The sequence below is a fragment of the Sneathiella sp. P13V-1 genome (genome assembly GCF_015143595.1).
Taxonomy (GTDB): domain Bacteria; phylum Pseudomonadota; class Alphaproteobacteria; order Sneathiellales; family Sneathiellaceae; genus Sneathiella.
In genome coordinates, this window is record NZ_WYEU01000003.1 from 410,803 (window position 1) to 431,191 (window position 20,389).

18 protein-coding genes are annotated in these 20,389 nt (G+C 48.5%); 6 read left to right on the top strand and 12 right to left on the bottom strand.

Annotation, left to right across the window (positions count from 1 at the left end):
* Positions 1 to 92: 92 nt before the first annotated feature.
* From GUA87_RS15080 to GUA87_RS15100, 5 genes are all read right to left on the bottom strand, one after another.
* On the bottom strand, positions 93 to 809 hold the full coding sequence (locus GUA87_RS15080) for an ABC transporter ATP-binding protein (RefSeq protein ID WP_193717422.1): 717 nt from the start codon (positions 807 to 809) through the stop codon (positions 93 to 95).
* A complete protein-coding gene (locus GUA87_RS15085; protein ID WP_193717423.1) occupies positions 809 to 1,567 on the bottom strand; it encodes an ABC transporter ATP-binding protein in 759 nt (252 codons plus the stop codon). The genes GUA87_RS15080 and GUA87_RS15085 overlap by 1 nt, the downstream gene beginning before the upstream one ends.
* Positions 1,568 to 1,578: 11 nt before the next feature.
* Positions 1,579 to 2,736 (bottom strand): branched-chain amino acid ABC transporter permease, encoded by a 1,158-nt coding sequence (locus GUA87_RS15090; RefSeq protein ID WP_227712041.1) that lies wholly within the window; start codon positions 2,734 to 2,736, stop codon positions 1,579 to 1,581.
* Complete coding sequence (locus tag GUA87_RS15095; RefSeq protein WP_193717424.1) at positions 2,729 to 3,745, bottom strand: branched-chain amino acid ABC transporter permease; 1,017 nt, start codon at positions 3,743 to 3,745, stop codon at positions 2,729 to 2,731. Before GUA87_RS15095 ends, GUA87_RS15090 begins: the two co-directional genes overlap by 8 nt.
* A gap of 121 nt (positions 3,746 to 3,866) precedes the next feature.
* On the bottom strand, positions 3,867 to 5,213 hold the full coding sequence (locus GUA87_RS15100) for a substrate-binding protein (protein WP_193717425.1): 1,347 nt from the start codon (positions 5,211 to 5,213) through the stop codon (positions 3,867 to 3,869).
* A gap of 189 nt (positions 5,214 to 5,402) precedes the next feature.
* On the opposite strand from GUA87_RS15100, the gene GUA87_RS15105 reads away from it, so the two are divergent.
* On the top strand, positions 5,403 to 7,019 hold the full coding sequence (locus GUA87_RS15105) for a helix-turn-helix domain-containing protein (protein ID WP_193717426.1): 1,617 nt from the start codon (positions 5,403 to 5,405) through the stop codon (positions 7,017 to 7,019).
* Between the two features lies 1 nt (position 7,020).
* Here the strand turns inward: GUA87_RS15105 and GUA87_RS15110 are convergent, their stop codons facing one another.
* Both GUA87_RS15110 and GUA87_RS15115 read right to left on the bottom strand, forming a co-directional pair.
* Positions 7,021 to 7,563, bottom strand: a complete 543-nt coding sequence (locus GUA87_RS15110; protein WP_193717427.1) for a hypothetical protein — start codon at positions 7,561 to 7,563, stop codon at positions 7,021 to 7,023.
* 94 nt (positions 7,564 to 7,657) lie between these two features.
* Positions 7,658 to 8,461, bottom strand: coding sequence for a GNAT family N-acetyltransferase (locus tag GUA87_RS15115; RefSeq protein ID WP_193717428.1), 804 nt, complete (start codon positions 8,459 to 8,461; stop codon positions 7,658 to 7,660).
* A 230-nt stretch (positions 8,462 to 8,691) separates the two neighbouring features.
* Between GUA87_RS15115 and GUA87_RS15120 the strand changes: the two genes are divergently transcribed.
* Positions 8,692 to 10,698 carry a PhoX family protein gene (locus tag GUA87_RS15120; RefSeq protein ID WP_193717429.1) on the top strand — a complete coding sequence of 669 codons (2,007 nt, stop codon included), beginning with the start codon at positions 8,692 to 8,694 and terminating at the stop codon, positions 10,696 to 10,698.
* A gap of 59 nt (positions 10,699 to 10,757) precedes the next feature.
* Here GUA87_RS15120 and GUA87_RS15125 read toward each other — a convergent pair whose 3' ends face one another.
* Positions 10,758 to 11,747 carry an aldo/keto reductase gene (locus tag GUA87_RS15125; RefSeq protein WP_193717430.1) on the bottom strand — a complete coding sequence of 330 codons (990 nt, stop codon included), beginning with the start codon at positions 11,745 to 11,747 and terminating at the stop codon, positions 10,758 to 10,760.
* Between the two features lie 171 nt (positions 11,748 to 11,918).
* Here GUA87_RS15125 and GUA87_RS15130 point away from each other — a divergent pair, with 171 nt between their 5' ends.
* From GUA87_RS15130 to GUA87_RS15140, 3 genes are all read left to right on the top strand, one after another.
* A complete protein-coding gene (locus GUA87_RS15130; RefSeq protein ID WP_193717431.1) occupies positions 11,919 to 12,710 on the top strand; it encodes a DeoR/GlpR family DNA-binding transcription regulator in 792 nt (263 codons plus the stop codon).
* Between the two features lie 86 nt (positions 12,711 to 12,796).
* Entirely contained in the window at positions 12,797 to 14,290 is a 1,494-nt protein-coding gene (glpK, locus tag GUA87_RS15135) for a glycerol kinase GlpK (protein ID WP_193717432.1), read from the top strand.
* Complete coding sequence (locus GUA87_RS15140; protein WP_193717433.1) at positions 14,290 to 14,910, top strand: 2-hydroxychromene-2-carboxylate isomerase; 621 nt, start codon at positions 14,290 to 14,292, stop codon at positions 14,908 to 14,910. Before glpK ends, GUA87_RS15140 begins: the two co-directional genes overlap by 1 nt.
* A 22-nt stretch (positions 14,911 to 14,932) precedes the next feature.
* On the opposite strand, the gene GUA87_RS15145 is transcribed toward GUA87_RS15140, so the two are convergent.
* The 4 genes from GUA87_RS15145 to ugpB form a co-directional block, all read right to left on the bottom strand.
* The gene (locus tag GUA87_RS15145) at positions 14,933 to 16,021 is read right to left on the bottom strand and encodes a sn-glycerol-3-phosphate import ATP-binding protein UgpC (protein ID WP_193717434.1); all 1,089 of its coding nucleotides are present in this window, start codon (positions 16,019 to 16,021) and stop codon (positions 14,933 to 14,935) included.
* A 17-nt stretch (positions 16,022 to 16,038) separates the two neighbouring features.
* On the bottom strand, positions 16,039 to 16,887 hold the full coding sequence (gene ugpE, locus GUA87_RS15150; RefSeq protein ID WP_193717435.1) for a sn-glycerol-3-phosphate ABC transporter permease UgpE: 849 nt from the start codon (positions 16,885 to 16,887) through the stop codon (positions 16,039 to 16,041).
* Positions 16,887 to 17,768: a sn-glycerol-3-phosphate ABC transporter permease UgpA gene (ugpA, locus tag GUA87_RS15155; protein WP_193717436.1), complete on the bottom strand. Its 882-nt coding sequence runs from the start codon at positions 17,766 to 17,768 to the stop codon at positions 16,887 to 16,889. The genes ugpE and ugpA overlap by 1 nt, the downstream gene beginning before the upstream one ends.
* A 76-nt stretch (positions 17,769 to 17,844) precedes the next feature.
* The gene (gene ugpB / locus GUA87_RS15160; RefSeq protein ID WP_193717437.1) at positions 17,845 to 19,158 is read right to left on the bottom strand and encodes a sn-glycerol-3-phosphate ABC transporter substrate-binding protein UgpB; all 1,314 of its coding nucleotides are present in this window, start codon (positions 19,156 to 19,158) and stop codon (positions 17,845 to 17,847) included.
* Positions 19,159 to 19,406: 248 nt separating this feature from the next.
* Here ugpB and GUA87_RS15165 point away from each other — a divergent pair, with 248 nt between their 5' ends.
* Positions 19,407 to 20,297 (top strand): LysR substrate-binding domain-containing protein, encoded by an 891-nt coding sequence (locus GUA87_RS15165; RefSeq protein ID WP_193717438.1) that lies wholly within the window; start codon positions 19,407 to 19,409, stop codon positions 20,295 to 20,297.
* Positions 20,298 to 20,389 lie beyond the last annotated feature (92 nt).

The window sequence follows — 20,389 nt, forward strand, 5'->3', positions numbered from 1 at the left end:
CCCAAATAACCAATAATTGTCAATCGCCTGATGCGGAAAAACTCCCCACAGATTTTAATAATATAAAACTGCGGGGAGCTTTCCTCGATTAATCAGATTGCCAGGTATTCGTGACGCAATTCCTGATCTTCCAGAACTTCTTTTGCAGTTCCGCGGAAGGCAATCTTACCCATATCCAAAATCAGCGCCTTGTCAGCAAGCTGCAAGGCCGCCACAGCGTTTTGCTCCACAATAACCGTCGTGATGCCGAGCTTTTTAACTTCCATCAGAATACGCTCAATCTCTTCAACGATAACTGGCGCCAGACCCTCATATGGCTCATCCAAGAACAGAATCTTGATGTCCCGGGCCAAGGCACGCGCCACTGCAAGCATCTGCTGTTCACCACCAGACATAGTGGTCGCTTCCTGATTCCGACGTTCGCCCAAACGTGGAAAGTGATCATAAATTTTCTCAAGGGACCAACCGATTGGCTCTGCCACCTGTGACAGGATCAGATTTTCTTCCACGGTGAGGCCGCCAATGATACGGCGATCTTCCGGCACAAGCTGAATACCCGCTTGCGCCGCTTCGTGGGATTTCATCTCGTGGACTGCTTGGCCATTAAGATAGATTTCCCCTTGGGTGAGCATTGGCTCATCTACGCGGGCCAACGCTCTAAGTGTCGAAGTCTTACCCGCTCCGTTACGTCCAAGAAGGGCAACAATCTCGCCTTCTTCAACGTCGAAAGAAACGCCTTGTACAATGTAGGATTCGCCATAATAAGCGTGAATATCACGAACACTGAAAAATGAACTATCACCGGACATCAGTGTGCTCCTCCCAAATATGCTTCTTTCACCTTCTGGTCCTCACGAACCTCTTCAGGTTTACCACTTGTAATAATTCGCCCGCGCGCGAGCACACTCACTTTATCCGCCAAACTGAACACCACATGCATGTCGTGCTCAATAATGACTTTCGTCATACCCCGGCTTTTGATCTTCTTCAAAAGGTCAATGGTACGGTTCGTATCATGACGAGACATACCAGCTGTCGGTTCATCCAGAAGAAGAAGTCTTGGGCGCAGGATCAGACACATGCCAAGCTCAAGACGACGCTTATCACCACGTGACAGGCTCCCCGCTTCTTGCATCATCAGATCCTGCAACCCAACATCCTCAAGAATGTGTTCTGCTTCATCACGGATCTCGCCTTGCTTAGACAGCAGTCGATGAGCGTTCATCGCGAAGGCACCATCCCGCCGGGAGAAGGCAGGTAGCATAACATTTTCAAGCAGTGACATTTCCGGAAAGATCTCCGGTGTCTGGAAAACCCGGGCCACACCGATCTGTGCGATCTCATGTGGTTTGCGCCCCGTCAATTCCTGCCCATCAAAAGTTACATGCCCCGCATCTGGCTTCAAACGACCAATACACACATTCAACAGAGTAGATTTACCAGCACCGTTTGGACCAATAATCGCGTGTGTCGTCCCTTCTTCAACATGAAGGTTCACATCAGACAACGCACTCAATCCACCGAAGCTCTTCTGAATATTATCCAGGTGAAGAACCAAATCATTCATCTTAACACTCCTTATTCACCTGGTTGATCTTGTGGGGAGACAGACCCACCAATATCTTTGTCTTCTTCTTTACGTTTCAGCAGATTACCGAGACGCGACATACCTTCAACGATACCGCCCGGTAGGAAGATCACGATCACAACAAACAGAAGACCCAATGTCAGATGCCAACCACTACCTACGAACAGGCCAATTATTGGAACAATGACATCAGCTACCGCATCTGGAAGGAATGAGAAAATCTCTGCCAGTGTCTGATTATTGAAGGCTGAGAAGATATTTTCAAAATATTTGATCAGACCTGCACCCAACATAGGACCAGCAAGTGTTCCAACACCGCCAAGGATTGTCATCAGAACAACCTCACCAGATGCCGTCCACTGCATGCGTTCCGCACCTGCAAGCGGATCAGTAACAGCAAGAAGAGATCCTGCAAGACCCGCATACATGCCTGAGATCACAAAAGCTGTGAGCATGTAAGGGCGCGTATTAAGGCCCGTATACATCATACGGTTCTGATTGGATTTGATACCACGAAGCATCAAACCGAACGGAGATCTAAAGATCCGCATGGAAATATAGAAACAAATGATCAAAACAACAGCACAGAAATAGAAACCTTCGAAACCACTCATCTTAATACCGAACAGATTTGTGGAAGGCAGACCCGCGCCGGCTTCAATGAACAGGCTATCGATGATCCGTGGGTCCTGCTGAGACAACTGCAGCCCAGTTTCACCATTTGTAACAGGTGTCAGCACTGAGTAGGCCAAGTTATAGGACATCTGCGCAAACGCGAGTGTCAGGATAGAGAAGTAAATACCACTCCTGCGAAGAGACAGGAAGCCAATGATAAAAGCCAGCAGTCCAGCAAATAGAACACCGAAGAAAATGGCAGGTAGCGCATTCATGGTGAAAAGTTTGAAGGACCAAACCGCTGCGTATGAACCCACACCCAAAAATGCGGCATGTCCAAATGACAGGTATCCTGTCAGGCCAAAGAGAATATTAAATCCAATTGCAAAAATACCGTAGATAGCGAATTTTTGCAGAAGGTCAGGATAGCTACCGCCCAATGGAATCATCCAAAGAGGCATCAACAGAATGACAGCGGCAAAAATCAAAAACCGATGAGTGTCGTTTAAATTAGCGAAATTCATATCAGTCATCCATCACGCCTGCACGGCCCATCAGACCACGAGGCAACACAAGTAGAATAATTACAGCAACCAGATAGATAATGACCTGGTCAATACCTGGTATGATGGCTTTCACCTCTGTCATGGACGCGAAGGATTGCACGATACCCAGAAGGAAGCCGGCAAGTACCGCCCCGCCGAGAGAGCCCATCCCCCCCACAACAACAACAACGAAGGAAAGCACGAGGAAGTCCATACCCATATGATAATCAGGTGGAAGAATTGGAGTGTACATCACACCAGCAAGACCCGCGACCACTGTCGCCATGGCAAATACAATGGTGAAACGACGCTGAATATTAATTCCTAAAAGACCAACGGTTTCACGATCCCGCATCCCTGCACGAACAACCATGCCATAGGTGGTGAATTGCAGGAACGAAAATACTGCGAAAATAACCAACCCAGAGAACAGTAGGTAAATAATACGCCACCAAGGGTAGACAACACTTTCACCAAGCCCAAGCCAGGCACCGACATTGGCACTACCTGACACAATGTCAGGGGCACTTTGCGGGATTGGGTTCGCACCAAACACTGCCTTGATAATTTCTTGAATCACAATCGCCAGACCAAATGTCACAAGAATCTGTTCCGCATGTGGGCGCTTGTAGAAATACTTGATAAGTCCACGCTCCATGGCATAGCCCAGCAAAATCATCACAGGTATTGCCATGAGAATGGAAATTGGAACGGCATAATCCAGAATGACCGGCCCCGCATCAGGGAACCAGATTTCAAGATAAGGCTGTTCTTTATAGGCCTTGAACAAAGTAACGCTTGTATCTTCCACTTTGGTGGAGAGCATCAGTAACTTGTTGAAGGAAACGGCACAAAACGCCCCTAACATAAACAGGGCGCCATGCGCGAAGTTCACAATACCAAGGGTACCAAAAACAAGTGTCAGCCCAAGCGCGATCAACGCATAGGCGGCTCCCTTGTCCAGACCGTTCAGTATTTGCAGAAAGATTGCATCCATATCACTAAAACCTTGAGGGATCGGCTACCAAAAATTGGCTCCGGTGCATCTGAAAAATAAAACTTAAGAAAAAGGACGGGCGGGAACTCCGCAGCGCTCACCGCCCGTCAATAAACGACTGTTAGACTTTGTAAGGGCCGAGTTCCCCGCCAAAGATTTTCCAGTCGTACTCCACTTGCGCCCGAGGAGTCTGCTCTACCACTTTCAAGAGGTCGAACTGACTTGTTGGGTTGTCGTTACCGCGCACAACCAGAACATCTTTGAAGCACTGGTGATCTTCTGCACGATAGAGGGTAGGACCGTTGCCCATACCGTCGAACTCAAACCCTTCAAGGGACTTAATAACTTCTGGCGGATAGAATGTACCTGCCATTTCACAGGCATTTGCATAAAGCAGTGTCTGTACGTAACAAGTGTGGGCAGCCATTGAAGGTGGTGCACCATATTCCGCACCAAATGACTTAACAAAAGCCTGGGAGCCTGCATCCTGCAAGGACCAGTTCCAGTTTGTTGTACCAAGGATACCTTTAATCGCTTCACCAGCACCCTGCGCCATAAGACGAGAGAACAGCGGTACAACGATTTCAAAGTTTTTGCCATTGACCTGCTTCTCACGTAGACCGAACTGAACAGCCTGGCTGAGAGAGTTGATCATGTCTTTACCGTAGTGGTTCAGGATCAGGACATCAGCACCGGAGTTCAGAACTGGCGTGATATACTGAGAGAAGTCACCGGCACCAACTGGTGTACGAACTGTGGAAACTGTTTCCCAGCCCAGCTCTTCAGTGGTGTTTTTAATGGATTCTTCCTGTGTCCAACCCCAGTTATAGTCGGCTGTGAGGTGGTAAGCACGGCGTTCCTTGCCATATTCTTTTTCAAGCACAGGGCCCAGGGCACGACCGGACATGTAGGCATTGAAGAAGTGACGGAAGCCATAACGGCGTTTGTCTTTACCTGTAGTATCGTTGGAGTGCGTCAGACCCGCCATAAAGATAACACCTTCTTCTTGGCAGAGAGACTGAACGGCCACAGCCACACCGGAGGAAGAACCGCCGGAGATCATCAATACATTTTCTTTTTCAATCAAACGCTTCGCAGAAGAACGTGCGGCATCTGATTTGGTCTGTGTGTCACCTGTTGCATAAGTGACTTTCTTACCCAGAACACCATTGCCTTTCAGCATTGAAGGCTTGAAAGTGTTGAGCATTCCGCCGTCACCTTCACCGTTCAGGTGCTTCACGGCCAGTTTAAAGGCACGCAACTCATCTTTACCCTCTTCAGAGTAAGGACCTGTTTGCGGCACGTTAAAGCCGAATTTGATTTCTGAAGCATTTCCTGGATTGTTCCGGAACTCTTCAGCCCATGCATTTCTCATGAAGAATGCTGGGGATGACGCCACTAAACCTGTCGCCGCTCCTGCTTTGAGCAGACCCCGGCGTGAAAAGTCGAACTTGCTGTCTTTAGTCATAGTTTCCTCCCACTTGTTATTCCGTAGGCCATCGCTGTTTGCAGAAGGCACGGCCCATACACCCTGATGTATTGGGACTGTAAAATTTTCACATTATCTTTTTCTTTACCATTGAAAGGTTGAATTTCAGCCACTTTTCATGTTAATTTTGAAAATATATATATGTAAACTTGTAAAAGATTGTAAAAAATGGCCAGAACACCGTTTATGGGATCCCGGTTGAGGCGGTTACGCAAAGACAAGCAATTAACCCAGACAGATCTGGCCGGAATGCTGGGCATATCCACCAGCTACCTCAATTTAATTGAGCATGACAGACGTGATTTGACTGTCCCCATTCTATTGAAACTCAGTCAGATTCTTAACGTAGATCCCATGTCTTTTGCATCGAATCAGGACGGGCAACTTCTGGCGGAAGTCACCGAAGCCTTGCATGATCCTCTTTTCGCCGAAGACGAATATGCGGAAGATTCACTCTCCAATTTCACATCTGACCAACCCGAATTTGCCCGCCTGCTTGTAAAACTGTATCAATCTTACAAACTGGCGACGGGTGATCTGCAAATGCTTCGCGAGAGGCTTTCTCAGGATTCTTTGCTGGCGGAATCCTCTTTCCGCCTAAGAACCCTCGTGACGTCCATATTCTCTTTAACGGAAATTATGCACGATAACGCTGACCTTGATGAAGCGGAACGCCAACGGTTCTTGGATATCGTTTTAAAAGACAGCACATCTCTGACTGACACGGTCAATGAAATGCTCGGCTTTGTTGGGGGGGATCATTTGTCGGGAAAAGAACTAACCCCCTCCCCTTTTGAGGCTGTCACTGATTTTGTTCAGGCCAACAACAACTATTTTGAAGACATTGAACGCGCCGCTGAAGAAATACGTCATGAAATAGGTGAAGACAGCCCAAACCTGATGGAGCTCAGCAACTATCTTCAAAACTGCCTTGATGTTGCAATCGAATATGCTCCGCAAGAACATAGCGATCATGAAATCACACTCTATGATGACAAAAGACGCAAGCTCACTTTGTCAAAAGCCCTCCCCCCCTCAACAGTGAAATTCCATATGGCCCTGCTTATTGGTCAACTAAAATTCACCTCTCTTTTTGACGACCTAATTAAAGGCAGACAAGAACTTGTAACAGATCAGGCGCAAACCAAAGCTCGGGATGCGTTGACCAACTATTTTGCCGGAGCGTGCCTGTTCCCTTATGACCTTTTCCATGAAGCGGCAGAACGTGTCCGCTATGACATTGAAGTTCTGCAACAGCAGTTTGGTGCAAGTTATGAGCAAATATGCCACCGCCTAACCACACTTCAAAAACCGGAAAAAAGTGGGATCCCTTTCCACCTCATCAGAAGCGATGTGGCAGGAAATATCTCCAAGAGATTTAGCGCATCGGGCCTTCGCATTCCACGCTATGGTACTGCCTGCCCAAGATGGGTTGTCCATGCAGCACTGATGACCCCAAATTCGATTTGCACGCAGATCTCCGAGTTACCTGACGGATCACAGTTTTTTGCGATTGCCAAAACCGTCACTAAACCCAGCATGGGGTACAACCAACCGAAACGACACTACGCCATCAGCCTTGGCTGTGCGCTAAATCAGGCCCACAGGTTGGTTTACGCGGACAACATAAATCTGACCAACCCGAAAAGCGTGATGCCTGTTGGCATAACATGCCGATTATGTGATCGGGAAAACTGTGGTCATCGCGCGGCTCCGACCCCTTCCCAGAACAGAAGCCAGAACAAGGGACCACGGAACATCTCTCCGGGGATTGGAGATTGGTAAGTTAATTACTGGTTTTAATCAGCGTTCCGCCAGCAGTGCGCCGAAGGTTACCGTCACGAATGGCCTTAAAATCAAGTTTCATGTTAAGGCCCGTCAGTGTCCGCTTATAGACCAGCATGTCATAGCCACCCTTTTTGCGGACAGCCATAGAATAAATAGTAAGCGCTTGACCATCCAGAGACGCCCACGACAGTGCCCCGCCTGCAAAAGGATCTCCGCCACCAACTTCACGCCAGATGGAACCATCAGCTTCTTTCTGATATGTGCGAGTGGTTTCTTTCACCTCAGTTTTGGGCTGATTTGGATCCCCTTTTTGGCGTTGCAGAGTCCGCCAGGTAATCACGAAACGTGTGTCACTTTCAGGCTTTATATGGACATCCAGATCCCGGCTGGTAATCGGGAAGTTCACGCTGGTATTGCTTTGAGAAACGGCATTTCCCTCCCAAAGACCAGAAAAGGCCTTAATGGACAGATCTTTGGCAGCCACCTGTGTAGCAGCCATCATTGAAATCAGAAGAGTAGCCAAAAGTCCTGTGATGCGCATTCTATTGCCCCTGCTCGCCTATTTTCTGCGATCATATGGCAGCAATCGCCTTGCTGCCAGCGAAAAGTGACGCACATCACAAGATGCAAAACACCTATGCCGACACCTGCATTTCGACCGCGCTCGCACCTTCCAGAAAATGCTTCTGATAGCGGTCTGTGATATTGCTGGTTTCCACCAACAGGCAGACATCTACCGTATTGAAATCCGCATCAATCACGGCACCATCTCCAATAACACCACCCACCCGAAGATACCCCTTTATCAAGGCTGGCATCTCGCGCATGGCCTGGCGCATATCAACACGATCTTCTTCCAGCAAGTGCATATCAACATAACGCTCGGCTTGCGCCTTTGGCTGCCAGTCGGACGGCGCCTTGTGATAGAGACTGAGGTAAGAGAGTGCCGATGCCATTTGATCCATATCTGTTCCGGGGAAACTGGCACACCCAAACATCAAGGAGATATCATGCTCCATAATGTAATCCGCAATACCCCGCCACAGAAGCTGCATGATAGCCTTTCCGCGATATTCCGGGTCCACACAGGATCGCCCAAGTTCAACATGCTCGCCGCTGTATTCTTTTAGGCGGCTCAGGTCAAACTCATCTGCTGAATAGTAGCCCTGATGCCGTTCGGCCACTGATTTTCTAAGAAGGCGGTATGTCCCCACAACACAAATACCATTTTCGTCACCGCGCGATTGATCAATCACCAACAGATGATCACAGTAATCATCAAACGCATCAAAATCGCGTTTAAGAAGTTGGACGGAAGGGGATGGTTTTGCTCCCATTCCTTCATAGAACACTTGATACCGAAGTTCCTGTGCCTTGATCACCTCTGCCTTGCTACGTGCCAATCTGATCACAAGATCGGTTGAACGAGAAATACCCATAACGCTTCTCCATCCTAGAGATATAACTTTGGATCGTTGAGAACCTATGGACCGCAAAGGGCAGTTTCTTGGCATTTGAATGAATATTTGGTGACAGTAATTCGTCGACTTTATGACAAATTACCAGTGTATTCTCTGGCTCTTAGAACGTCATGTAAATTAAACAATCTCTTTCTACTTTGCCCGTTAGACAACCTGCTAGGTTGTAGAGAGCAATGGGGAAATTACCAATGTCTGAGCATAATAATTTTATTCAAACTCGTGCCTATCTGATGGAAGCCTCCGAAGATCAGGCCAGCAATTCTTCTGCAAATCCAACCATGGGTGACGTTATCAATGCCCGCATGGGTCGTCGCGACGCCTTGAAAGGCATGCTGGCTGTAACAGCGCTTGGCAGCGTCTCCGGTATCGCCGGATCTGTGCTGACTGCAATTGATGCAGAAGCGGCGCACCATGCTAAAGCAACCTTCAAATTTACAGAAATCTCCCATGGCGTTGATGAAAAACATCATGTGGCTCCGGGTCATGACGCGGATATTCTTCTACGTTGGGGCGATGCCCTTTTTGAAGATAGCCCAGCCTTTGATCCTGCAAACCAGAGCAAAACATCTCAGGAAAAGCAGTTTGGCTATAACAATGACTTCGTTGGTTTTATCCCATTAAATGAAGCTGCGGATCACGGCCTCCTGTGCGTGAACCACGAATATACAAATGAAGAACTGATGTTCCCGGGTCTTGGGCGTCAGGATCGCGACAAGAAATTCGCCAACATGACCAAAGACATCGTTGATGTTGAAATGGCGGCACATGGCGGTACGGTTGTAGAAATCAAAAGATCCGGCGGCAAATGGGCTCCGGTTCTTTCCTCCAAATATAACCGCCGTATCACAGCGACAACTGAAATGGCAATAAGCGGCCCGGTTGCAGGCAATGCATTGGTGAAAACAAATGCAGATGCATCTGGCACAAAAGTCCTTGGCACCATCAACAACTGTGCCGGTGGTATCACACCATGGGGCACGTACCTGATGGCAGAAGAAAACTTCAACGGTTATTTCTGGAACAAGGAAGCCGCAATGTCGCACCCAAATGCGGATATGTTGAAGCGTTACGGCGCACCGGGTCAGTGGTACAACTGGGGCGCATATTATGATCGTTTCGATGTGGCGAAAGAGCCAAATGAAGTGCATCGCTTCGGTTGGATCGTTGAAGTGGACCCAATGGATCCGACATCGACACCTAAGAAACGCACAGCCCTTGGTCGCTTCAAACATGAGGGCGCGGAAACCATTATCAACAAAGATGGTCGCATCGTTGTCTACACTGGCGATGATGAGCGCGGTGACTATCTGTACAAGTTTGTCTCCAAAGGCAAATATGATCCAAATAACCGTGCCGCCAATATGGACCTTCTGGATGAAGGTACACTTTACGTAGCGCGCTTCAATGCAGATGGCTCCCTTGACTGGTTGCCACTTACACACGGTGAAAATGGCCTGACGACGGCAAATGGTTTTGCGGATCAAGCGGCTGTTCTGGTTTTCGCCCGTAAAGCATCCGATGTTCTCGGTGCTACGAAAATGGACCGTCCTGAAGATGTTCAGCCAAATCCAAAAACCAACAAAGTCTATGTTTGCCTGACAAACAACAAATACCGCGGTGAACGTCATCCACTGGATGCAGCCAACCCCCGCGCAAAGAACCCATTTGGTCATATCGTAGAGATTACGCCAGCAGGTGATGACCACGGCGCCATGAAATCAACGTGGGATATTCTGGTTCAGGGTGGCAACCCGGCGAAACCAGAACAAGGTGCTGTATTTAACAAAGCCACAAGTGAAAATGGCTGGTTCGGATCCCCGGACAATGCGGCTGTTGACGGGCAGGGTCGTCTTTGGATCACAACAGACCAAGGCAGCGCCTGGCCGAAGACGGGAACGGCTGATGGTGTTTGGGCCATGGAAACCGAAGGGGAACTTCGTGGAACCGGCAAAATGTTCTTCCGTGTTCCTGTGGGCGCAGAAATGTGCGGCCCTTGCTTTAACCCAGACGACACAGCTTTTTTCGTTGCGGTTCAGCATCCGGCATCAGACGGCGCGAAAGCCTTCCCTGGATTTGAACGGAATTCAACATTTGAAGATCCGGCAACCCGTTGGCCAGACTTCAAACCGGGCATCCCACCACGCCCATCTGTTGTGGTGATCAGCAAAAAAGGCGGCGGAGTAGTAGGTTTCTAAATCTTTAAAGCTAAACCTTGGACGAACGGCGCCTCTTTCGGGGCGCCGTTTTTCATGGCTTAAAAATCTTCCGTAAACACTGTGCTCTGTGCAACGTCGTTATAGCGGCCACCCACAACAGTGTTCTGATTAATCAGCTTATCCAAACACAGCATGACATCATCAGAAATCACCACATCATGTGCAGCGGCATTTTCTTTCATATGTTCTATGGATGTGGTCCCGGGAATCGGCAGGATATGATCACCTTTATGCAGCAACCAGGCGAGGGCAAGTTGCGCCATGCTGCATCCCGTTTCCGCCGCTAGATTTGCATATTCTTCCAACAGCTCCAGATTCTTCTCGTAGTTTTCTTTCGAAAAGCGCGGCATGGTCACCCGAAGATCGTCTGGATGAAAATGGTCCACATCCTGAAGTGTCCCTGTCAGGAATTTACGGCCAACAGGACTAAACGCCACCAAAGCAATGCCAAGTTCTTCACATGTGTCCGCAACTGCAATCTCGCAGTTTCTTGTCCACAGGGAATATTCGTTTTGAACGGCGGCTATTGGATGCACAGCATGCGCCCTGCGAATGATCTCACCCGAAATCTCAGACAATCCAATGTTACGAATTTTGCCCTCTGCCTTCAGATCAGCGAGCGCCCCAACGCTTTCCTCAATGGGAACATTTGGGTCCATGCGGTGCAGGTAATAGAGGTCGATCACCTCCATACCCAAACGAGACAATGCCTGTTCGCAGGTTTCTTTGATCACTTCGGGACGACCGTTAATTTCACGAACACCTTCGTTATTGCGGCGCATACCACATTTACTTGCTAAGAAATATTCATCCCGGCGGTGGCCGATGGCTTTGCCCACAAGTTTTTCATTTTCACCAAAGCCGTAAACAGCGGCGGTATCCATAAACGTGTAGCCTTCGTCCAGTGCTTCGTTCAATAGCCGGATGCTGTAGGCTTCATCTGGCCCTGGCCCATAACCGGATGACAAATTCATGCAGCCCAAACCGATTTGAGACACCTCATTATTTGCTATTTGTCTTGTCCGCATTTTCACCACTCCTGTCTTTTCTTTTATTAGACTGCTGCGCCCCAGAATTCGCAACCAGATTATTTTCTTATTTGTTGCGCTTTGCTTGCATTTCATCTGTCTATATAGATAATTGAAAGATAACGGTTAGAGCGCCAGAGAACAATCGGGATAAGCAGGGAGCCTCACTTCATGGAAGTCATTAGCCCGCGCCAAACAGACATTATGAATATGCTGCGCCAGGATGGCCGCGTTGGTGTCGAAGAATTGGCTGCAAAATTTGATGTCTCCCCGCAAACCATTCGAAAGGATTTGAATGAGCTTGGGGAACAGGACCTATTGCAGCGCGTTCACGGTGGTGCCGTTCTATCCTCAGGTGTTAAAAACTTCGAATATGAGGCAAGGCGTCTCCTCGCCGTTGAAGAAAAACGACATATCGGTGTTCTTGCCGCATCTCTTATCCCTGACAACTGCACACTTCTGATTAACATCGGCACCACAACTGAACAGGTTGCCATGGCCCTTCGCGGCAAAGAAGGAATGATGGCAATCACTAACAACATCAATGTCGTCAACATTTTATCCGGCACACCCGGATTTGAGGTGATTGTTGCAGGGGGTGTCGTCCGGCCAACTGATGGCGGTGTCATCGGTGAAGCCACGGTTGATTTCATCAAGCAATTCAAGGTGGATTACGCGGTGATCGGCGCGTCCGCTTTGGATGAAGACGGATCACTACTGGATTATGATTATCGTGAAGTGAAGGTCGCCCAAGCCATTATCGAAAACGCCAGAAAAACCATTCTCGTTGTCGACAGTATGAAATTGGAACGTTCTGCACCTGTGCGCATCGGACATCTGAGCCAAATGGATTTTATCGTCACCGACAAACCATTGCCTAAAAAGCTGAAGGAAGTTTGTGCAGAGAATGATGTGACGATCAAGATAACCGCCAATGAGAGTATTTCATTGCCAGAGAGTTGATCACGCTCCGGTTTCATTTACTTTCATTTCGCGTCTTTTTCTTTTAAAAAATGAAGAACAAGAAAATTAACGGGGAGGACGCCGCAATGGACAAATTCATTCTGGCCATTGACCAAGGAACTACATCCACACGGGCCATACTTTTTGATAAAGATATGAAAGCTGCGGCTGTGGGGCAGCAGGAGTTTACCCAACATTTCCCTGCCTCCGGGTGGGTGGAGCACGATGCGGAAGAAATCTGGCAGTCCACCCTGAACACCATTAATGAGGCCATGGATAAAGTGAGCGCTTCGGCCTCCGATATCAAGGCGATAGGGATCACCAATCAGCGAGAAACAACTGTAATCTGGGACAGGAAAACAGGCGCGCCGATCCACAATGCCATCGTCTGGCAGGATCGCCGCACTGCGGACTATTGCCAATCCTTAAAAGACAAAGGGCTGGAGGGCAATTTTACAGCCAAAACCGGCCTGTTACTCGACCCATATTTTTCAGGAACAAAGGTTCGCTGGCTCCTTGAAAATGTGGAAGGCGCGCGTGCAAGGGCAGAGAATGGCGAACTCGCCTTTGGCACCATCGACACTTACCTGCTGTGGAAACTGACAGATGGCAAGGCTCACGCGACCGATGCCACCAACGCAAGCCGCACCCTGATGTATGATATCATCAAAGGAAAATGGTCGTCTGAGCTCACAGATATCTTGGAAATACCGGAAGCGATCCTGCCTGAGGTAAAAGACAGTGCCGCCGACTTTGGCACAACTGACCTGTTTGGCGCGCCTATTCCCATTACGGGCATAGCCGGGGATCAGCAGGCTGCAACTGTTGGGCAGGCGTGCTTCAAACCTGGTATGATGAAATCCACCTACGGCACAGGCTGCTTTGCAATCCTCAACACAGGTGACACGCCTGTCATGTCAGAAAATCGGCTCCTGACAACGATCGCTTACCAACTTGATGGCAAAACAACATACGCCTTGGAAGGCTCCATTTTTGTGGCAGGTTCAGCCGTTCAATGGCTCCGTGATGGGTTACAAATCATTGATGAGGCTGCACAATCAGGCGAACATGCTGAAAAAGCTGATCCAGAACAGGAAGTTATTATGGTGCCTGCTTTTGTTGGGCTTGGCGCCCCCTATTGGGATGCGGAATGTCGCGGTGCCATGTATGGCCTCACACGCGGAACCGGTGCCGCTGAGATCTGCAAGGCCGCCCTCGAAAGTGTGTGTTATCAAACCCGGGACCTATTGGAGGCTATGCAAGCGGACATGGGCGGCACAGGGGATACTGTCCTTCGGGTTGATGGGGGGATGGTCGCATCGGACTGGACCATGCAATGCCTGTCAGATTTCTTGAACGCCCCCGTTGATCGCCCTGAAATTCTGGAAACAACAGCCATTGGTGCGGCTTATCTGGCGGGCCTAAAGGTTGGTTTTTATCCTGAACCAGGTGAATTTGCCAAAAGCTGGAAATGCGAAACCAGGTTCGCGCCAAAAATGGCGGAAGACACACGCAATAGCAAATATGCTAATTGGAAAGATGCAATTGGGCGCACCCTTTCAAATTATAAGGAAACCTGATGGAAATTGAGTATTTTTACGCTTCCTACTCAGCCTATGCCTATATCGGCGCGGCTGAGTTATATCGCATTGCCAAGAAACATGGTGCCAAAATCATCCATAAACCAATGGATCTGAGACAGGTTATGCCGGCATCCGGCTCTCAATCTTTTGCCGAACGCAGTGACGCCCACAAAAAATACTTCTTTAACCGGGAGATTATCCGCTGGGCGGAATACCGCGGCATTACGATAATGGAAAAGATCCCAACCCATCATAACAACAGCATCAAATTGTCTAACTGCATGCTCATTGCAGCTGACAATGCTGGGCTGGATGTTGCGGCACTTGCCGAAGAAATGATGCGGGCTCATTGGGTGGATGACGCGGATCTGGATAACAGATCAGATCTTCAGAAAATGTGCGAAGCTGTCGGAATGAAAGCAGATGATCTGTTTGCAGCCGCAGAAACCGATGCGGTTGTTGGTCAGTATGACGCGAACACTCAAGAAGCCATCGACAGAGATGTTTTTGGATCCCCAACCTATTTCGTAGGCGGCGATATGTTCTATGGACAGGACCATTTGGAACTGGTCGAACGTGCCCTGCTGAAACCGTTTAAAGGTAGCTGGCCTTTATAAGGCCAGCCACACTCAAATCAGATTAAAACTCGATCCGGCGTTCAGTTTCCGGATCGAACAGGTGGATATGATCGCGGGTAATGGTAATTGGCAGAACATCTCCTGCTTTCACCAAATGCGTGCCTGACTGACGCAATGTCAGATCTGTTTTATCATTTCCAAAATGACCATGAAGAAGCGTGTCTGCACCCAGATGCTCAACAAGGGTCACAGTGAGCGGGACAGATTTGTCATTGTCGCCTGACATTTCAAGATGCTCAGGGCGGATACCCAGTTTCACTGCTTTGTTTTCATATCCTTTAACGCCACCATTTCCGACAGGAATTGCGGTGCCATCTGCCAAGGTTACCTGACCACCGTCAGCCGAAATATTGGCATCCAGAATATTCATGGCAGGTGATCCGATAAATCCGGCAACAAACAAGGACGCAGGCTTATCATAGAGCTCAAGCGGTGTGCCAAGCTGTTCGACATTACCCGCATTTAGAACCATCAAACGGTGACCAAGCGTCATCGCTTCCACCTGATCGTGCGTCACATATACGCTGGTGATGCCCAGGCTTTCCTGAAGCTGTTTGATCTCAACGCGCATCTGCACGCGCAGCTTCGCATCAAGATTGGAGAGCGGTTCATCAAACAAAAAGACGCTTGGTTTGCGAACAATCGCACGGCCCATAGCCACGCGCTGACGCTGACCACCTGAAAGCTGACGCGGTTTACGTGTCAGCTGTTCTTCAGTTAGTTCAAGGATAGACGCCGCGTTTTTCACACGCTGATCAATCTCTTCCTTGCTGAGGCCCATAATTTTCAGGCCATATGCCATGTTGTTATAGACCGTCATATGCGGATACAGCGCATAATTTTGGAAAACCATGGCGATATCACGCTTTGATGGTTCCAGATTGTTGACTTCGTTGCCACCAATTTTCAAGGAGCCTTCGGTGATGGTTTCAAGACCAGCGATCATTCGAAGCAATGTGGATTTACCACAGCCTGAAGGACCAACAAGAACCAGAAACTCACCGTCTTTGATATCCACATCCACACCGTGGATTGCCTTAAACCCGTTTGGATAGGTTTTCTGGATATTTTCAAGTGTTACGCTTGCCATTTTAATACCTTCAATCCTTACTTCTCAGTCTCTGTCAGACCTTGAACAAACAGTTTCTGCATTCCAACCACGACCAGCACCGGCGGGATAATGGCAAGCAGAGTAATCAACATAATCAAATGCCATTGCGGCACTTCTTCACCGGCTTCCAACATATTACCGATCTGCATCACGATGGTGTACATGCTCTGATCTGTTGTCACCAAAAGCGGCCACAGATACTGGTTCCAACCGAAGATAAACAGGATCACAAACAATGCCGCGATATTTGTGCGAGACATTGGGATCAGAATATCTTTAAAGAAACGCAACGGACCCGCGCCATCAATTCGGGCGGCTTCAAGCAGTTCATCTGGAATGGTCAGGAAGACCTGACGGAACATGAAGGTTGCCGTTGCAGAAGCAATCAGCGGAACCGTCAGTCCCCAATATGTATCCAGCATTCCAAGGTTCGCGATCACTTCAAAGGTTGGCAGGATACGTACCTCAACCGGCAACATCAGGGTGATAAAAATCATCCAGAAGAAGAACATGCGGAAACGGAAGCGGAAGTAAACAATCGCAAAGGCGGACAATAGCGAGATTACGATCTTACCGATCGCAATCATCAGCGCCATCACGGTGCTGTTGAGCAACATGTATCCCATGCCAGAGGCATCACCGCCATAAAGACCGACAAACAGAACCGTCTCCAGATTTTCAAAAAAATGAGAACCCGGCAACAACGGTAAAGGAAGTTCTGTCATCCGTGTCGCATCATGGGTGGAGGCCACAAAGGTTACCCAAATCGGAAAGGCAACAAGAATGACACCCAAGATCAGGACAACATGGGAGAAGATTTTCAGAAGGGGTCTATTTTCAATCATTAGTACTCGACCTTCTTCTCAACAAAGCGGAATTGGAACACGGTAAGGGCGACCACGATCAACATCAGCACCGCCGACTGTGCAGCTGACCCACCAAGGTCCAACCCGACAAAACCGTCGCTGTATACTTTATACACAAGAATTTGCGTGGAGTTGGCAGGTCCACCAGATGTCATCGCATCAACGATACCGAAGGTTTCGAAGAACGCGTACACCACGTTCACAACCAACAGGAAAAACGTTGTTGGAGAGAGAAGCGGGAACACGATCGTCCAGAAACGACGTCCCGGGCCTGCCCCATCAATTGCCGCAGCTTCAATCAAGGATTTTGGAATGGATTGAAGCCCCGCAAGGAAGAATAAGAAGTTATAGGCAATCTGCTTCCAGGCAGCCGCAAAGATAATCAGCGCCATGGCTTCATTGCCATTGAGTTTGTGGTTCCACTCATATCCAAAGAACTGCAAGGCATAAGGGATAAAGCCAAGTGATGGATTAAAGAGGAAGAAAAACAGGGCGCCAGCTGCTGCAGGAGCCACCGCATAAGGCCAAATCAAAAGTGTTCGATATAGTCCTGAACCCTTAATGACCCGATCTGCCATAATCGCCAACAGAAGGGCGATTGACATGGAAAGACCTGCAACCAGGAACGAGAAAATAAATGTTCTTTTAAAGGAGCCCCAGTAATGCGGGTCGGCAAACAGTTCTTCGAAATTTTGGAACCACACAAATTGTGTAGAAAGTCCGAACGCATCTTCAACCAATAAGGATTGGTAAAGTGCCTGACTGGCGGGCCAGATAAAAAAGATGATCGTCACAAGGATCTGCGGTGCAACCAGCAGATACGGCAATATGGACGGCTCAAAATGCACACGTTTCAGCATTTTTGGGGAATACCTGTAATAGATAATAGCCCGCCACGAAGCCGAAGCTCCGTAGCGGGCACTCTCGGATCAGAGATTACTTGTTGGCTTTTTCAAACTTACGAAGAAGCGCATTGCCGCGTTCAACCGCAGTGTCCAGACCTTCATCAGCAGATTTTTCGCCGGCCCAGATAGCTTCCATTTCTTCATTGATCACGTCACGGATCTGAACGAAGTTACCAAAGCGGATACCGCGAGATGCTGGTGTAGGTGTGTTCAGGCTCAGCTGTTTAATCGCTGTGTCTGTACCTGGGTTGCTGTCATAGAAACCTTGTTTCTTGGACAGTTCGTATGCAGCTGTTGTGATCGGCACATAACCTGTACCCTGGTGCCACCATGCCTGTACTTCTGGTGAAGACATGTAGTTCATGAACTTCGCAACACCTTTATAGTCACCTTTGTCCTGACCACGCAGAACCCAAAGAGTTGCACCGCCGATGATGGAGTTTTGTGGCTTGGCTGTTACATCTTCATAGTAAGGCAGCATGGACTGACCGAACTCAAATTTAGCCTGAGCTTTAATGGAACCGTAGTAAGCGGAAGAGTTCATCCACATACCACATTCCTGGTTGATGAACATTGGCAAGCTGTCGCCGCGACGTCCACCGTATGCGAATGTGCCGTCTTTTGTCCATGCAGACAGGTTATTGAAGTGTTTCTTAACAGCGTCGTTGTTAAATGTGAACTTTGTGTCGATGCCAGCAAAGCCGTTTTCTTTTGTTCCCATTGGAACGTTGTGCCATGCGCCGAAGTTTTCAACCATGACCCAGGACTGCCAACCGAAAGAGAAGCCACATTTCATGCCGGAAGCACGCAGTTTGTCAGAAGCTTCTTTCATTTCAGCCCAAGTCGCAGGAACTTTGTCGATGCCAGCTTTTTTGAACGCGTCTTTGTTGTACCACAGAACAGGTGTAGAGCTGTTAAATGGCATGGATAGCAGTTCACCTTTTGGTGTCTGGTAGTAAGAAATAACCGCTGGCAAATAGTCATCACGATTGAATTTCTCACCTGCGTCAGCCATTACTTGCTCAACAGGGTATACGGCGCCTTTGGCAGCCATCATTGTTGCGGTACCAACTTCAAACACCTGAACGATGTGAGGCTGTTTTTTCGCGCGGAATGCTGCAATGGCAGCAGTCATTGTTTCTGTGTAGTTGCCTTTAAATGTTGGGACAACTTTGTATTCGGACTGTGATTTATTGAAATCGTCAGCGATTTTGTTCACTCGCTCACCGTTTGCACCACCCATGGCGTGCCACCAGTTGATTTCAGTTACGGCAGAAGCCATAGATGTGCTTCCTACCAGTGCTGCCAGTGTTGCAGGTGCAACAAGTTTTTTCATAATTGACATTGCTCTTCCCTATCGGTTGATGCCACTTGTTTGCCGGTTAATCCAGCGCGTGTATAATCAATCTGTGAACGGAGGCATCATTCCTCCCTCCGCTACATTAGTAGGAATTATTCCGGCATCAATGACCGTTTAATGACAATTGCGATAAGTTGCGGTTTCACCTTCATTTTTTTTCGTTATTGATAACCCTGATGAATGATGTCATAACATGGTGTTATAGATCGGGTATAAAACAGGTTTCATTTTAAATGATTCGTCTCCGCCAATTGGAAGCTTTGCGCGCCGTTATGTCCACCGGCAGCGTAACAGCAGCTGCTGATGTTCTTGGCATCTCTCAACCGGCTGTAAGCCGCTTAATTGCAAGCCTTGAGAAATCCATGGCTATGCCATTGTTTGAACGTCACAGAGGCCGCCTGCATCCCACCCATGAAGCAAAATTCCTATCGGAAGAGGTTGAAAGGGCAATTTCGAATCTCGAACATATTTCCCGCCTTTCCGAAGATATTCGAAACCAAAAAGCAGGACATCTGCGCATTGCCTGCCTTCCAGGATTTGCCACTTCCCTCATGCCAAAGGTTATTGCGGAGTTTTTGAAAGAACGTGAAGACGTCACGATTTCCATACAAACCCGCTCATCTGTGCGGGTTCGCGAATGGATCGCAGCCCAGCAATATGACATCGGGGTAGCAGATGAATTTGAAGGTCATACCGCCATTCAACATGAAACGGTTAACATCCGAACAGAATGCGTTCTATCGCCCCTGCACCCTTTAGCTGCCCAGAAAGTGATCCGACCAGAAGATCTGCACAACATGCCCATGATCATTCAGGATCAGGAAAATCGGTTTCATCATCGCCTGAAAAGAACATTCGAAGCAGCAGGTGCCGAGCTCAATGCCCGGGTCGAGGTCCGGCAATTTGCAACAGCCTGTCTTCTAGCCATGAATGATGTGGGCGCGGCGGTGGTCAGCTCAATTGATGCGGCTGAATATGCAGGGCGCGGCCTCATCGTCAGACAGTTCAAGCCTGAGCTTCCTTTCACTCTGGATCTCCTTTACCCAAAATATCACCCCAGATCATTGCTTCTGCAGGACTTCATATCCCACTTCAAAGAACGGCTCTCCCCGTTCATCATGTAAGCCTCACCGCCTCGTGAAACAATCGTGATCCGTCGTGCATTTAAATCCGATGGATCACACTCTAATTTCATAATCAGTACCGAGTACCTCTC